This is a genomic window from Kitasatospora sp. NPDC057198, assembly GCF_042670125.1.
GTDB lineage: Bacteria > Actinomycetota > Actinomycetes > Streptomycetales > Streptomycetaceae > Kitasatospora.
Genome location: NZ_JBHUWH010000173.1, coordinates 1 through 14,714, shown reverse-complemented (window position 1 = coordinate 14,714; position 14,714 = coordinate 1). Strand labels below are relative to the sequence as shown.

General features: G+C 71.6%; 12 protein-coding genes. 1 reads left to right on the top strand and 11 read right to left on the bottom strand.

Features of this window, described 5'->3' with window-relative positions; genetic code table 11:
* Positions 1–526 precede the first annotated feature (526 nt).
* The 11 genes from ACFUEL_RS20175 to ACFUEL_RS20125 all read right to left on the bottom strand — a co-directional run bounded on the left by ACFUEL_RS20175 (position 527) and on the right by ACFUEL_RS20125 (position 12,935).
* Positions 527–1,300: a TIGR03936 family radical SAM-associated protein gene (locus ACFUEL_RS20175; RefSeq protein ID WP_380237755.1), complete on the bottom strand. Its 774-nt coding sequence runs from the start codon at positions 1,298–1,300 to the stop codon at positions 527–529.
* A 133-nt stretch (positions 1,301–1,433) separates the two neighbouring features.
* Positions 1,434–2,060, bottom strand: coding sequence for a hypothetical protein (locus ACFUEL_RS20170; RefSeq protein WP_380237753.1), 627 nt, complete (start codon positions 2,058–2,060; stop codon positions 1,434–1,436).
* 93 nt (positions 2,061–2,153) lie between these two features.
* Positions 2,154–4,082 (bottom strand): TIGR03960 family B12-binding radical SAM protein, encoded by a 1,929-nt coding sequence (locus tag ACFUEL_RS20165; protein ID WP_380237751.1) that lies wholly within the window; start codon positions 4,080–4,082, stop codon positions 2,154–2,156.
* Between the two features lie 95 nt (positions 4,083–4,177).
* On the bottom strand, positions 4,178–5,377 hold the full coding sequence (gene rodA / locus ACFUEL_RS20160; protein ID WP_380237749.1) for a rod shape-determining protein RodA: 1,200 nt from the start codon (positions 5,375–5,377) through the stop codon (positions 4,178–4,180).
* A complete protein-coding gene (gene mrdA / locus ACFUEL_RS20155) occupies positions 5,374–7,608 on the bottom strand; it encodes a penicillin-binding protein 2 (RefSeq protein WP_380237748.1) in 2,235 nt (744 codons plus the stop codon). The genes rodA and mrdA overlap by 4 nt, the downstream gene beginning before the upstream one ends.
* Before the next feature lie 21 nt (positions 7,609–7,629).
* The gene (mreD, locus tag ACFUEL_RS20150) at positions 7,630–8,274 is read right to left on the bottom strand and encodes a rod shape-determining protein MreD (RefSeq protein WP_380237746.1); all 645 of its coding nucleotides are present in this window, start codon (positions 8,272–8,274) and stop codon (positions 7,630–7,632) included.
* Positions 8,274–9,209 carry a rod shape-determining protein MreC gene (mreC, locus tag ACFUEL_RS20145; RefSeq protein ID WP_380237745.1) on the bottom strand — a complete coding sequence of 312 codons (936 nt, stop codon included), beginning with the start codon at positions 9,207–9,209 and terminating at the stop codon, positions 8,274–8,276. The genes mreD and mreC overlap by 1 nt, the downstream gene beginning before the upstream one ends.
* A gap of 69 nt (positions 9,210–9,278) precedes the next feature.
* The gene (locus ACFUEL_RS20140) at positions 9,279–10,304 is read right to left on the bottom strand and encodes a rod shape-determining protein (RefSeq protein ID WP_033217100.1); all 1,026 of its coding nucleotides are present in this window, start codon (positions 10,302–10,304) and stop codon (positions 9,279–9,281) included.
* Between the two features lie 365 nt (positions 10,305–10,669).
* A complete protein-coding gene (ndk, locus tag ACFUEL_RS20135; protein ID WP_380237744.1) occupies positions 10,670–11,083 on the bottom strand; it encodes a nucleoside-diphosphate kinase in 414 nt (137 codons plus the stop codon).
* A gap of 100 nt (positions 11,084–11,183) precedes the next feature.
* The gene (locus tag ACFUEL_RS20130; protein ID WP_380237743.1) at positions 11,184–11,537 is read right to left on the bottom strand and encodes a DUF4233 domain-containing protein; all 354 of its coding nucleotides are present in this window, start codon (positions 11,535–11,537) and stop codon (positions 11,184–11,186) included.
* Positions 11,538–11,543: 6 nt separating this feature from the next.
* Entirely contained in the window at positions 11,544–12,935 is a 1,392-nt protein-coding gene (locus ACFUEL_RS20125; protein ID WP_380237742.1) for a bifunctional folylpolyglutamate synthase/dihydrofolate synthase, read from the bottom strand.
* Between the two features lie 168 nt (positions 12,936–13,103).
* On the opposite strand from ACFUEL_RS20125, the gene ACFUEL_RS20120 reads away from it, so the two are divergent.
* Complete coding sequence (locus ACFUEL_RS20120; RefSeq protein ID WP_380237741.1) at positions 13,104–14,681, top strand: chitinase; 1,578 nt, start codon at positions 13,104–13,106, stop codon at positions 14,679–14,681.
* Positions 14,682–14,714: the final 33 nt, after the last annotated feature.

The window sequence follows — 14,714 nt, the reverse complement described above, 5'->3', positions numbered from 1 at the left end:
CGGGAGCACGGTCTCGGCGCCCTCGCCGGCGGCGCCCTGCGGCGATCCGGCCGGGCGGGACACCGCCCGGCGGCGGCGCCGCGGCGGGGCCGCGGAGCCGCCCTCGACGGCGCCGGTGTCGTTGCTGTCGGCCGCAGCGGGCTGCGGTTCGGTGTTTTCGAGCATGCGGGTGTGTCTCCCGTCAGGCCCCCGGGCTCCGCGTCCGGGCACGACGCTCCACCGCATTCACCAGCCGGAGGCCGCTTCGGGCGGTCCGGCTCCCACGGTGCCGTCGTGCGGACGCGAGGCCGCACAGGGGCTCGTAGTCTCGCTCGCCACCCGCGGGGCGCGGGGAGGCGAAAAGTCTTCTGGTCTGACCAGTCTTCTCAGTTTTCAAGGGCCTGGCCGAGGGGGTGGCCGGGCCTGCGCGCGACGACGCTCGCTCCCCTGGGGAGCCGCGGGGGCCGGGGAGCCGCAGGCCCGGAGTTCTCTCCGTGCCTGCGCTCCCGCCCACTCGGCGGACGGCGGTTGCGCGCGGCGGGGCGGCCTACCGGCCGACCTCGGCCGCGGCGCGGTCGAGCGCCAGCGGGTCGGTCACCGTGCCGGCCTGCTCGTCGAGCGGCCCCTGCGCCAGCCTGGTCACCTCTGCGGGGACCGGCGGCGCGAGGTCGGCCGTCGAACGGAGACCGGACAATACGTCGTCGGGTCGTACGGCGGGTGTGGCGTGTCGTACTACCAGGCGCAGTATCGCACAGGGAGCACCCGTACGAACATCGTCCGCACCGTCCGTGGCCGTGTTGTCACCGATCCCGACCAGGTCGGTGTCCGCCAGGGCGAGCCCGATGGCGGCGACGGCGGCGCGCGCGTCGAAGGTGCGCAGGCCGTTCTTGGTCATCCGCTGGACCTCGACCGCGTCGGCGGCGAGGAACGCGGCGGCGGCCTTCTCGGCCTCGGCGGGCTCCACGCCGGGCAGCCGCAGCAGCCACTCGGAGGCTTCCAGCCGCTCCACGAAGTTGCCCGTGGCGACCTCGACGGCCTCGGTGATGTCCAGGCCGGGGGGCAGCGACTCGTCCAGTTGGCGGCGCAGCGCCTCCGGGTCGCGGCGCTCGGCGAGGCCGATCTCCAGGTACTCGGCCTCGCTGGCGGTGCCGGTCGGGGCGGCGTTGGCGTAGGAGACCTTGGGGTGCGGGGTGAAGCCCGCGGAGTAGGCCATCGGGACGGCCGAGCGGCGGAGCGCGCGCTCGAACGCCCGCTGGAAGTCCCGGTGGCTGGTGAAGCGCAGACGGCCGCGCTTGGTGTAGCGGAGACGGATGCGCTGCACCGTCGGCGCGGGCGGCGGACCGTCGGGCGTGCGGCGTGCCAGGGGGCTCAGTCCTTCGTCAGTTGTCCCCGTCCGGCCTCGCACCGCGTGCGGCTCCGGCCGGACCTTGTCCTCACCAAGGGTACGCGGTGCGTCAGCCGAACAGCGCCCGCCGTACCTCCCGGGCCACCCGGCGGATCTCCGCCTTGACGGGCCACCAGACGCTGCGGCGCACCCAGCGGCACGGGGCGACCACGGTGAAGCGCCAGATCCGGCCGCCGATCCGCCAGGCCCAGCGGAACGCCAGCCACAGCGCGCGCAGCACCGGGAACAGCACCGGCCGCCACAGCCCGTAGTAGAACGCCTTGCCGATCGGCACCAGCACCCAGCGCCAGAAGGCCCGCAGCGGCACCGCGACCAGGTAGTACCCGAGCCAGGCGATCACCTTGCCGAAGCCGCGGGCGACGGCGATCATCCCGTTCCAGGCCGGTTCCAGCACGTAGTTCCAGAGGAACCCGAGCACCGGTTCCAGCACGTACCGCCACAGCAGCCGCAGCGGTTCGACCACCAGCCACTTCAGCAGCGGCCGCACCAGGTAGCGCCACAGCATCCGCAGCGGCCACAGCAGCACCTTGTCGACCACCCAGCCGACGCCGCGGCCGACCAGCACCACCAGCTCCCACAGCAGCCGCAGCGGCACCACCACCGCCACCACCACCGGCCGCACCACCGCGACCAGGCACCCCCCGCCCTGCTGCGGCTGCCCCTGCTGCTGAACCATCGTCACTCCCCGTAGGCCGTTCGGCCGATGGTAATACCCAGGCAAAGGGCCCCCGCCACGGGGTCGTGGCGGGGGCCCGGGGGTGAGGACGCGTCAGTCGTTGACGACCGTCAGGGGGAGCAGCTTCTTGCCGGTCGGGCCGACCTGGATGTGGGTGTCCATCTGCGGGCAGACGCCGCAGTCGAAGCACGGGGTCCAGCGGCAGTCCTCGACCTCGACCTCCTCCAGCGCGTCCTGCCAGTCCTCCCAGAGCCAGTCCTTGTCGAGGCCGCTGTCCAGGTGGTCCCAGGGCAGCACCTCCTCGTAGGAGCGCTCGCGGGTGGTGTACCAGTCGACGTCGACGCCGGTGCCGGCCAGGCCCTTCTCGGCGGAGGCGATCCAGCGGTCGTACGAGAAGTGCTCGCGCCAGCCGTCGAAGCGGCCGCCGTCCTCGTAGACCGCCCGGATGACGGCGCCGACCCGGCGGTCGCCGCGGGAGAGCAGGCCCTCGATGATGCCGGGCTTGCCGTCGTGGTAGCGGAAGCCGATGTTCTTGCCGAACTTGCGGTCGCCGCGGATCGAGTCGCGCAGCTTGGTGAGCCGCTCGTCGGTGGCCTCGGCGGACAGCTGCGGGGCCCACTGGAACGGGGTGTGCGGCTTGGGGACGAAGCCGCCGATCGAGACCGTGCAGCGGACGTCGTTGGTGCCGGTGACCTCGCGGCCCTTGGCGATGACGTTCTTCGCCATGGTGCCGATCTGGAGGACGTCCTCGTCGGTCTCGGTGGGCAGGCCGCACATGAAGTACAGCTTCACCTGGCGCCAGCCGTTGCCGTACGCGGCGGCCACCGTGTTGATCAGGTCCTCTTCGGAGACCATCTTGTTGATGACCTTGCGGATCCGCTCGGAGCCGCCCTCGGGGGCGAAGGTGAGGCCGGAGCGGCGGCCGTTGCGGGACAGCTCGTTGGCCAGGTCGATGTTGAAGGCGTCGACCCGGGTGGAGGGCAGCGAGAGGCCGACCTTGTCCTCGGCGTAGCGGTCGGCCAGGCCCTTGGTGATGTCGGCGATCTCGGAGTGGTCCGCGGAGGACAGCGAGAGCAGGCCGACCTCCTCGAAGCCGGTGGCCTTCAGGCCCTTCTCCACCATCTCGCCGATGCCGGTGATGCTTCGCTCCCGCACGGGGCGCGTGATCATGCCGGCCTGGCAGAAGCGGCAGCCGCGGGTGCAGCCGCGGAAGATCTCCACCGACATCCGCTCGTGCACGGTCTCGGCGAGCGGGACGAGCGGCTGCTTGGGGTAGGGCCACTCGTCGAGGTCCATCACGGTGTGCTTGGAGACCCGCCACGGCACGCCGGGGCGGTTCGGGACGACCCGGGCGATCCGGCCGTCGGCCAGGTACTCGACGTCGTAGAACCGCGGGACGTACACCCCGCCGGTCTTCGCCAGCCGCAGCAGCAGTTCGTCGCGGCCGCCGGGGCGGCCCTCGGCCTTCCAGGCCCGGACGATGTCGGTGATGTCCAGCACGGCCTGCTCGCCGTCGCCGACCACGGCGGCGTCGATGAAGTCGGCGATCGGCTCGGGGTTGAACGCGGCGTGGCCGCCCGCGAGGACGACCGGGTCGTCCATGGTGCGGTCGGCGGCGTTCAGCGGGATGCCGGCCAGGTCGAGCGCGGTCAGCATGTTGGTGTAGCCGAGCTCGGTGGAGAACGACAGGCCGAACACGTCGAACGCCTTGATCGGGCGGTGCGCGTCGACCGTGAACTGCGGGACGCCGTGCTCGCGCATCAGCGCTTCCAGGTCCGGCCAGACGCTGTAGCTGCGCTCGGCGAGGACGCCCTCGCGCTCGTTCAGCACCTCGTAGAGGATCATGGTGCCCTGGTTGGGCAGGCCGACCTCGTAGGCGTCCGGGTACATCAGCGCCCAGCGCACGTCGCAGGAGTCCCAGTCCTTGACGGTCGAGTTGAGCTCGCCACCGACGTACTGGATCGGCTTCTGGACGTGCGGGAGGAGGGCCTCCAGGCGTGGGAAGACCGATTCGACAGTCATGCGCAAGGACCTTTACGGCAGAAAAAGCAGTGACCCTTCAGGGTAGCCGAGCCCCGAGGGTCACTGTTTCCACGTTTCCACGCCGGTGGCCGGCGCTAGATCCCTATCGGCCGCTGGGAGCGCACCGACTGCAGCAGTCCGATCGCGATCCAGACCGCGAACATCGAGGAGCCGCCGTAGGAGACGAACGGCAGCGGGATGCCCGCGACCGGCATGATGCCGAGGTTCATGCCGATGTTCTCGAACGCCTGGAAGGCGAACCAGGTGACCGCGCCGGCCGCCAGGATCGTCCCGTACAGGTCGGTGGCCTGGCGCGCTATCCGGCAGGCGCGCCACAGGATGACGCCGAGCAGGCCGAGCATCAGCAGGCCGCCGGCGAAGCCGAGTTCCTCGCCGGCCACGCTGAACACGAAGTCGGTCTGCTGCTCGGGGACGAACTGCCCTATGGTCTGGGTGCCGTGGAACAGGCCCATGCCGGTCAGGCCGCCGGAGCCGATCGCGATCCGGGCCTGCGCGGTGTTGTAGCCGACGCCGGCCGGGTCGAGGGCCGGGTTGGCGAAGGCCGCGAAGCGGTCGACCTGGTACTGGCTGAGGATGCCGAGCTTCCAGATCGCCAGCGCCCCGGCGGTGCCGCCGGCCAGCAGGCCGACCACCCAGCGGTTGGCGGCGCCGGAGGCCAGCAGCACGCCGAGCATGGTGACCACCATGACCATCACCGAGCCGAGGTCCGGCATCAGCATGACCACGGCCATCGGGAAGCCGGCCACCGCGAGCGCCTGCAGCACGCTGCGGGTGGGCGGGAACTCCCGCTCGCCCGCGTCGACCCGGGAGGACAGCACCACGGCCATGCCCAGCACGATCGCCAGCTTGGCGAACTCGGCGGGCTGGATGGAGAAGCCGCCGCCGAACTGGATCCAGGAGTGCGCGCCGTTGATGGTCGAGCCGAGCGGGCTGAGCACCGCGAACAGCATCAGGATCACGGCCAGGTAGATGAACGGCACCGCGGTGCGCAGTCGGCGGGTGCCGAGCAGGATCACCGCCGCGCACAGGCCGATGCCGATCAGCAGGTTGGTCAGGTGCCGGTACAGGAAGTACTGCGGGTCGCCGTGGGTCAGCGAGTCCCGGCCGCGGGTGGCCGACCAGACCAGCAGCGAGCCGACCAGGGAGAGCGCCAGCGCCGCCAGGATCATGATCCAGTCGAGCCGCCGCAGCGGGGAGTCCTTGGCCAGCGCCCGCCCCAGCAGGGACCTCGGCGGCCCGAAGCGGAAGGAGCCGTAGGAGTCGTACGGGGTCATGCCCGGCCCCTTCCGTACCCGCCGCCGCGGGTGGGTTCGACGGCGGCCAGCAGGACGCTCGCCGGCTGGTCGGCCTGGGCCGGCGGGGCCGGGTCCAGGAAGGTCGCGCCCGGCTCGTAGCTGAAGGCGGTGGGAACGATCGCGGTGCCGTCCGGGTTGAACTTGGGCAGTTCGGCCTGCGGCTTGGGCAGCAGCGCCTTGGAGTTGTCGATGTTGCCCTTGTCGTCGACGCCGTACAGCGCCTGGTAGATCCGGCGCACCGAGTCGCCGGAGCCGCCGGAGCCGGTGCCGCCCTGGCTGATCGTCATGACCACCGCGTAGTCGCCGCTGTAGGTGGTCAGCCAGGAGGTGGTCTGCTTGCCGGCGACCTCGGCGGTGCCGGTCTTGGCGTGCAGTTCGATCTTGCCCTGCGGCCAGCCGGAGCCGGTAAACTTCCAGGCGGCGGTACCGGAGGTGACGACGCCCGCGGTGGCCTGGTCGATGTACTCCAGCAGCTTGCCCTGGGCCGGGATCTTGCCGTCCTCGTGCGGGGCGATGTCGCGCACCAGGGTGCCGTCGGGGCTGACCACCGCCTTGCCGATGGTGGGCCGGTACAGCGTGCCGCCGTTGGCGAGCGCCGAGTAGATCCGGGCCATCTGCAGCGGGGTGACCAGGGTGTCGCCCTGGCCGATGGCGAAGTTGACCATGTCACCGGCGCGCATCTGGTTGCCGTCGGCGCAGTTCTCGCGGGCGATCTCGTCGTCGTACTCGTGGCCGCCCTTGGCCGCCTGGGCGCACCAGGAGTCCTTCATGGCGTCGTAGTACGACTGCTTCCACTGCCGGTCGGGGACCCGGCCGGCCACCTCGCCGGGCAGGTCGACGCCGGTCTTGGCGCCGAGGCCGAACTCGTGGGCGGTCTTGAAGAACCAGTCCTGGGCGTCCTTCTTGGGCTTGAGGCCGCCGTCCTTCATCCACTGGTCGTAGGCCAGGCCGTAGAAGACGGTGTCGCAGGACACCTCGAGCGCCTTCTCCAGCGAGATGTCGCCGAACTGCTCGCTCTCGAAGTTCTTGAACTCGCGGCCGCCGATGTACAGCGACTTCGGGCACGGGTAGCGCCCGTTGAGGTCGTAGCCGGCCTGCACGGCGGCGGTGGTGGAGATCACCTTGAAGGTGGAGCCGGGGGCGGACTGACCCTGTATGGCCCGGTTGATCAGCGGGTAGTTGGAGTCCTTGCTGTTCAGCGTCTCGTAGTCCTTGGCGGAGATGCCGCCGACCCACAGGTTGGGGTCGTAGGTGGGGGCGCTGGCCATCGCCACGATCCGGCCGGTGTGCACGTCCATCACGACGGCGGCGCCGGAGTCGGCGATGTAGTTGCGGTGGGTCTCCTTGTCGTACTGGGTGCGGGCGTCGGCCATGGCCTGGACCAGCTGGTCCTCGACCACCTTCTGCACCCGGGCGTCGATCGAGGTGACCAGGTTGTTGCCGGACTGCGCGGGGGTGTTGCCGGCGCTGCCGATCACCCGGCCGAGGTTGTCGACCTCCAGCCGGTCGACGCCGGTGGTGCCGCGCAGGTCGTCGTCGTACACCGACTCCAGGCCGGCCCGGCCGATCTGGTCGGAGGGCAGCCGGCGCTCCCGGCCGGCCTTGTCGGCGCTCTTGGTGACCTCGTCGTCGGTGACCGGCGAGAGGTAGCCGAGGATCTGGGCCGCGCTGGCGCCCTCGGCGTTGGTGTAGCGGCGCAGCGCGGTGGGCTGGGCGGTGACGCCGGGGAAGTCCTCGCGGCGTTCCATTATCTGCATCGCCTGCTGGGTGGTGGCCTGCTGGGTGACCGGGATCGGCTGATACGGGGAGCCGTTCCAGCAGGGCTGCGGCGTCTTCGCGTCGCACAGCCGGACCTTGTTCTTCACGTCGTCGGCCGGGACGCCCAGGACCTCGGCGAGCCGGTTCAGCACGGCCTTGCCGTGGTCCTTCTGCTGGAGCAGCGCGGTCCGGGAGACCGACACCACCAGCTTGGTCTCGTTGCCGGCCAGGATCCGCCCGGAGGCGTCCAGGATCTCGCCGCGGACGGCGGGCTCCACCACCTCGCGGATGTGGTTGCCCTGGGCCTTCTCGGTGAACTCCTTGCCGTTGCGGATCTGCAGGTACCACAGCCGGCCGCCGAGGGTGGCCAGCAGCGACAGGACGAGCACCTGGAGGACGACCAGCCGGATCGTCACCCGGCGGGTCCGGCCGGTCTCGGGGATGTTGCTCACGTGCGCGGACTCCGTCCCGGCTCAGGGGCGCTTGGCGAGGCCGAGCGCGCGCTTCTTCTTGTAGGGGGTGGCGGAGGGCTCGCGGGTGGTGCGGTAGCGGGCCAGCGCGCCGAGGCCGGAGCCGCCGTCCGCGCCGCGCTCCGTCTCGTTGACCACCCGGCCGCTGTCGAAGCGGCGGGCCAGCAGCATCACCAGCGGCACCGTGAACGGGGCCAGCAGCACGTCGTACAGCAGGGCGCTGAACACCAGGCCGGTCAGGCCGACGTGCCGGGCCGCGGTGTCGCCGACCAGGGCGCCGACCGTCGCGTACAGCAGGGTGGAGAGCACCGCGGCGACCGCCACCACGCCCAGCGCGGACAGCGCCGAGCGCTGCCGGCCGCCCTCCGGCTTCAGCAGTCCGGCGCCGTAGCCGACCAGGCACAGCACCAGCGCGTACCGGCCGGTCGCGTGGTCGGAGGGCGGGGAGATGTCGGCCAGCAGGCCGGCGCAGAAGCCGACCAGGCAGCCGCCGGTCGGGCCGTACACCAGGGCCAGGCCGACCACCACCAGCATCAGCAGGTCCGGGGTGGCGCCGGGCAGTTGGAGCCGGCCGAGGATGCTGACCTGGATCACCAGGGCCAGCACCAGCAGCACGGCGGACAGCAGGATCCGGTTCACACGCGGCATCAGTTCCCCCCGGTGGTCGGCGGTACGGCGGCGATCGGCGCCTGCGGGTTGCCCTCGGCGCCGGGGGAGGCGGCGGGCACCGGCGGCAGCACCGCGTCCCGCGGGTCGGTGCGCGGCGGGACGACCACCACGCCGACCAGGTCGAGCCGGGTGAACTGCACGTACGGCTCGACCAGGACGGTCTTGGTGAGCTGGCCCGGGGTGGCCTGCACCTCCTTGACGGTGCCGACCGGCACACCGGGCACGAACGGGCGGCCGCTCTGCGAGCCGAAGGAGACCAGCCGGTCGCCGGCCTTCACCTGGGCCCGGCCGTTCAGCAGCTCGACCTTCATCGGCGCGGCGCCCTGGCCGGCCGCGAAGCCGATCTCGCCGCTGCCCTCCAACCGGACGCCGGCGGTGAAGCCGGGGTCGGAGGCGAGCAGCACGGTGGCGGTGGTGGGCGCGACGGTGGTGATCCGGCCGACCAGGCCCTGGCCGTCGACCACGGTCATGTCCCGGGTCAGGCCGTCGTCGCTGCCGGCGTCGATGGTGATGGTCCAGGAGAAGCCCTGGGCGGCGCCGATCGCGATCACCTGGGCGGCCTTGACGGTGTAGCCGCCGGCGCCGGCGGTGCGCAGCATGTCGTCGAGCTGCTTGCTGCGCCCGGCGGCGGCGTCCGAGGAGGCGAGCTTCTGGCGCAGCTCGGTGTTCTCCCGGGTGATCTGGTCGAGGCGCTGCTGGTGGGTGCTCGCGTCGCGGATCGCCCGGATGTAGCCGGCGACCGGGTCGACCGCGGAGGCCGCGGCGTTCTCCACCGGGCCGAGCGCGGAGGCGGCGGCCCGGCGGGCACCGCCGAGCGGCGAGTCGTCACCGCCCTTGATGTCCACGGTGATCAGTGCGAAGGCCACCAGGACCAGCAGGACCAGCAGTAGTCGACTCTGTCGGGTGTCCCTCACGGTGACGCCGCCGCCCCTTCGTGCTGCATGCTCATCAGCTCAGCTCGGTGTGTATTCGAATTGCCTTGTTCAACGACGCGGCTGGGCGTCCAGTACCTGCTGCAGCGCCTCGAACTCCTCGACGCACTTGCCCGCCCCCAGGGCCACCGAGTCCAGCGGGTTCTCCGCGATGTGCACCGGCATGCCGGTCTCCCGGCGCAGCCGCTCGTCCAGGCCGCGCAGCAGGGCGCCGCCGCCGGTGAGCACGATGCCGCGGTCCATCACGTCGCCCGCGAGCTCGGGCGGGCACTGGTCCAGGGTGGTCTTGACCGAGTCGATGATCGAGTTGACCGGCTCGTCGATGGCCTCGCGGACCTCGGCGGCCGAGATCACCACGGTCTTGGGCAGGCCGGAGACCAGGTCGCGGCCGCGGATCTCGGCGTGCTCGTCCTTCTCGCCCTCCAGGCCGAAGGCGGAGCCGATCGACATCTTGATCTGCTCGGCGGAGCGCTCGCCCAGCAGCAGGCTGTACTCCTTCTTGATGTGCTGGACGATGGCGCTGTCCAGCTCGTCGCCGGCCACCCGCAGCGACTGGGCGGTGACGATCCCGCCGAGCGAGATCACCGCGACCTCGGTGGTGCCGCCGCCGATGTCGACCACCATGTTGCCGGTGGGCTCGTGCACGGGCAGGCCGGAGCCGATCGCCGCGGCCATCGGCTCCTCGATGATGTGCACCTGGCGGGCGCCGGCCTGGATGCTGGCCTCCACCACGGCGCGGCGCTCGACGCCGGTGATGCCGGAGGGGACGCAGACCACGACCCGCGGGCGGACCAGGTAGCGGCGGCGGTGGATCTTCATGATGAAGTACCGCAGCATCCGCTCGGTGATCTCGAAGTCGGCGATCACGCCGTCCTTGAGCGGGCGGATCGCGACGATGTTGCCGGGGGTGCGGCCGATCATCTTCTTCGCCTCGGCCCCGACCGCGAGGATCCCGCCGGTGTTGGTGTTGACCGCCACCACCGACGGCTCGTTCAGCACGATGCCCTTGCCCCGGACGTACACCAGCGTGTTCGCGGTGCCTAGGTCGATCGCCAGGTCCCGGCCGAGAAACGACAGGTTGTTCGCCATGGGATGTCGTGAGCCTTCCCGAGTTTCGGATCAGGGCGGGGAGCGGGCCGGCCGTACGCGCCCGCGGCAGGGCTGACGGCGGCTGAGCAGCCGCTCCGTGCCCGTGAGTTGGGTCCATCGTAGTCACGCCGGTCAGCGCGGGCGGCGGGTACGGCGTGCCGCCCATTCTCCGGGGGCGAATCGCCTTCTCCTGGCATTGGGACGCCGTGTCGGAGTGTAGGGTTCCGTGATTTGACGATTAACGCCCAGAGGGAGCAACCCGACCCGCCATCCGGCCGCTGAGCTGCTCGTTCCCCGTGGACGGCGCCCCATGCCCCGGGTGGGGACAGGGGCACCGGATCGCTACGGAACCCTCACGCGTGGCCCGGGAAGAAGATCTTGATCTCGCGCTCGGCCGACTCCGGGGAGTCCGAGGCGTGGATCAGGTTCTCCCGGGTGATGGTCGCGTAGTCGCCGCGGATGGTGCCCGCGCCGGCCGCCAGCGGGTCGGTCGCGCCGGCCAGCGCGCGGATGCCGGGGACGACGTTCTCGCCCTCGACGATCAGCGCGATCGACGGGCCGGAGGTCATGAAGCCCAGCAGCGGCTCGTAGAAGTCGCGGCCGACGTGCTCGGCGTAGTGCTGTTCGAGGGTGGCGCGGTCGAAGGTGCGAAGCTCCATCGCAGCGAAGCGCCAACCGGCCTTGCGCTCGATCCGGCTGATGATCTCGCCGGCCAGGCCGCGCTGCACGGCGTCGGGCTTGAGCAGGACGAGAGTGCGCTGGGACACGGTACGGCTCCTGAGGTGTTCGGTCGTGCCTGACTGTGGCTCCGACACTACCCCGGACGGGTGGCCGGCCCGTTGACCAGGGCGGTCACCGGCCGGACGGTCAGGCCGCGGCCGGGGCCGGCTCCGCGGCGGCCGCCCGCTGCGCCTTGAGCACGTCGATCTTGCGGCCGTAGTGCACCGAGCACCACCACAGGCCGCCGAAGACGACGCCGAAGGCGTACATGGTCGGCAGCACCAGCCCGCTGGCCAGCACCGCCGCCTGGAGCGCCCAGCCGACCTGCACCGCGCCGGGGCGGGTGATCACGCCGCAGAGCAGCACGCACAGGGCGATCGCCACCGCGCTGACCGCCCAGATGGTGCCGGTGCCGACGTCGGTGAGCTTCATCGCGACCAGGCCGGCGAACACGATCAGCAGGGCCTCGCCGATCAGCGTGGAGGAGCACAGGGTGCGCATCTGCGGTTACTTCCTTCCGAACAGCAGGCGCGCCTCGCCCACCGTGATGACGGAGCCGGTGACCAGGACGCCGGCGCCGCCGAGGTCCTCCTCCTCGGCCAGGGTGACGGCGGCGTCGATCGCGTCGTCCAGGCGCGGCTCGACCTGCACCCGGTCCTCGCCGAAGACCTCGACGGCGAGCGCGGCCAGCCGGTCGACCGGCATCGCGCGGTGGGTGGAGTTCTGGGTGACCACGACCTCGGCGAGGATCGGCTCGAAGACCTCCAGCAGGCCGGTGACGTCCTTGTCCCCGCTGGTGGCGATCACGCCGACCAGCTTGGTGAAGCCGAACGCCTCGCCGATCGCGTTGACCGCGGCCTGCGCGCCGTGCGGGTTGTGCGCGGCGTCCAGGATGACGGTGGGGCTGCGCCGGACGACCTCGAGGCGGCCCGGGGAGGAGACGCCGAACAGCGCCTGCCGGACCTTCTCCTCGTCCAGGTGCTCGGCGCCGCCCTGGCCGATGCCGAAGAACGCCTCGACGGCGGCCAGCGCCAGCGCGGCGTTCTGCGCCTGGTGGTCGCCGTGCAGCGGGAGGAAGAGGTCCTGGTACTCGTGGCCGCCGAGGCCGCGCAGGGTGACCAGCTGGCCGCCGATCGCGACCTCGCGGCGCAGCACGCCGAACTCCATGCCCTCGCGGGCCACCGTGGCGTCCACCTCGACGGCGCGGCGCAGGATCTGCTCGGCGGCGTCCAACTGCTGCTGGGCGACCACCGCGAGCGCGCCGGGCTTGACGATGCCGGACTTCTCGACCGCGATCTCGCCGGTGGTCTCCCCCAGCTTGTCGGTGTGGTCCAGGCCGATCGGGGTGATCACGGCGACCTGGGCGTCGATCACGTTGGTGGCGTCCCAGGTGCCGCCCATGCCGACCTCGACCACCGCGACGTCCACCGGGGCGTCGGCGAAGGCCGCGTAGGCCATGCCGGTGAGCACCTCGAAGAAGGACATCGCGATCGGCTGGGCGGCGTCCACCATCCGCACGTAGGGCTCGACGTCCCGGTAGGTCTCGACGAACTTCTCCGGGCTGATCGGCGCGCCGTCCAGGCTGATCCGCTCGGTGACCGACTCCACGTGCGGGGAGGTGTAGCGGCCGGTGCGCAGCTCGAAGGCGCCGAGCAGCTGCTCGACCATCCGGGCGGTGGAGGTCTTGCCGTTGGTGCCGGTGATGTGGATCGAGGGGTAGGACCGCTGCGGCTGGCCGAGGATGTCCATCAGCGCCTCGATCCGGGTCAGCGAGGGCTCCAGCTTGTTCTCCGGCCAGCGGGTGGCCAGCTCGGCCTCGACGGCGCGCAGTTCGGGGTCGGTGCCGCCGGCGTCGGCGGGACGGACGGTGTAGGGGTTGGGCTCGGCCTTGTCGCTCACCCCGCCAGTCTAAGGACTCCGGGTGCCCGGCCCGGACGGGCGCCCCGGGGCGCAGGCCCTCTTGACACCGGAATTGGTCTACTCCACCGTGTGAGTCGCTCCCACCCGCTCCACGCTCGAAGCTCCCCGCACCGCACCCCCATCGACACTCCCCCACATGGAGATGGCATGCGTGCACTACCGCCCCGACCGCAGCCCGGCCGACGCACCGGACGGGCCCTGCTCGCCGGGCTGGTGGCCACCGCCACCGGCCTGACCGGCCTGCTGATGGCCGGCGCCGGCACGGCCACCGCCGGCGTCGCGCCCAGCGTCGACGTGGTCGCCAACGGCGACTTCTCGGCCGGCAACCACATCAGCCCGTGGACCTGCGGCCCGACCGTCACCGCGGTGAACAACGCCGCCACCGGCTGGGACCTCCAGGGCTCCCCCGCCGGCACCGACTACGCCAACTGCAGCCAGACCGTCACGGTGCTGCCGAACTCGACGTACACCCTGAGCACCGTGGTGCAGGGCAGCTACGTGTTCGCGGGCGTCACCGGCACCGGCGGCACCGACCCGTCCACCTGGACCTCCGCCGCCGGGTGGAACACCCTGACCTCGACCTTCACCACCGGCGCGTCCACCACCTCGGTGTCGGTGTGGTTCCACGGCTGGTACGGGCAGACCCCGTTCACCGTGGACAGGGTCTCGCTGGTCGGTCCGGGCACCGCCCCCGGCAGCCCGTCGCCGTCCGGGACGGTCATCGTCGACCCGTCGCCGAGCACCCCCCAGCCGTCCCCGTCGGTCACCGAGTCGAACACCGCCTCGCCGTCCCCGACCGTCAGCCCGACCGTCAGCCCGACCGCGCCGCCGCCCCGCAGGCACCTGCTGACCGGCTACTGGCAGGACTTCTACAACGGCGCCACCCCGCAGCGGATCAGTGACGTCCCGGCCGCGTACGACATCATCGCGGTGGCCTTCGCGGACGCCACCAGCACCCAGGGCGGGATCAGCTTCACCCTGGACCCGACGCTGTCGTCCAAGCTCGGCGGCTACACCGAGGCCCAGTTCAAGGCCGACATCGCGGCCAAGCGGGCGGCCGGCAAGAAGGTGATCATCTCGGTCGGCGGGCAGAACGGCACCGTCTCGGTGTCCAACTCCACCGCGGCGGCCAACTTCGCCGACTCGGCCTACAAGCTGATCCAGCAGTACGGCTTCGACGGCATCGACATCGACCTGGAGAACGGCGTCAACTCCACCTACATGTCGCAGGCGCTGCACAGCCTGGCGGCCAAGGTCGGCTCCGGGTTCGTGCTGACCATGGCGCCGGAGACCATCGGCATGCAGTCCACCGGCGGCGAGTACTTCAAGCTGGCGCTGGCCACCAAGGACATCCTGACCATCGTCAACATGCAGTACTACAACAGCGGGGCGATGCTCGGCTGCGACGGCGGCGTGTACTCGCAGGGCACCGAGAACTTCCTCACCGGCCTGGCCTGCATCCAGCTCCAGGGCGGCCTGCGGCCCGACCAGGTCGGCCTCGGCGTCCCGGCGTCCACCAGCGCGGCGGGCGGCGGGTACATCAGCCCCTCGCTGGTGAACAACGCGCTGGACTGCCTGGCCGCCGGCACCAACTGCGGCTCCTTCAAGCCGAGTCGGACCTGGCCGACGATCGGCGGGGCGATGACCTGGTCGACCAACTGGGACGCCACCGCGGGCAACCAGATCGCCAACACGATCGGGGCGCACCTGCACGCGATGCCGTGACCTGATCCGGCGCGCGCGTCCCGGGGCGGGAAC

Bases quoted from the DNA above. Each gene is read 5' to 3' on its own strand.
- ACFUEL_RS20170 (WP_380237753.1), bottom strand. From the start codon at position 2,060: ATGGTTCAGCAGCAGGGGCAGCCGCAGCAGGGCGGGGGGTGCCTGGTC.
- ACFUEL_RS20165 (WP_380237751.1), bottom strand. From the start codon at position 4,082: ATGACTGTCGAATCGGTCTTCCCACGCCTGGAGGCCCTCCTCCCGCAC.
- rodA (WP_380237749.1), bottom strand. From the start codon at position 5,377: ATGACCCCGTACGACTCCTACGGCTCCTTCCGCTTCGGGCCGCCGAGG.
- mreD (WP_380237746.1), bottom strand. From the start codon at position 8,274: ATGCCGCGTGTGAACCGGATCCTGCTGTCCGCCGTGCTGCTGGTGCTG.
- ACFUEL_RS20130 (WP_380237743.1), bottom strand. From the start codon at position 11,537: ATGCGCACCCTGTGCTCCTCCACGCTGATCGGCGAGGCCCTGCTGATC.
- ACFUEL_RS20120 (WP_380237741.1), top strand. From the start codon at position 13,104: ATGCGTGCACTACCGCCCCGACCGCAGCCCGGCCGACGCACCGGACGG.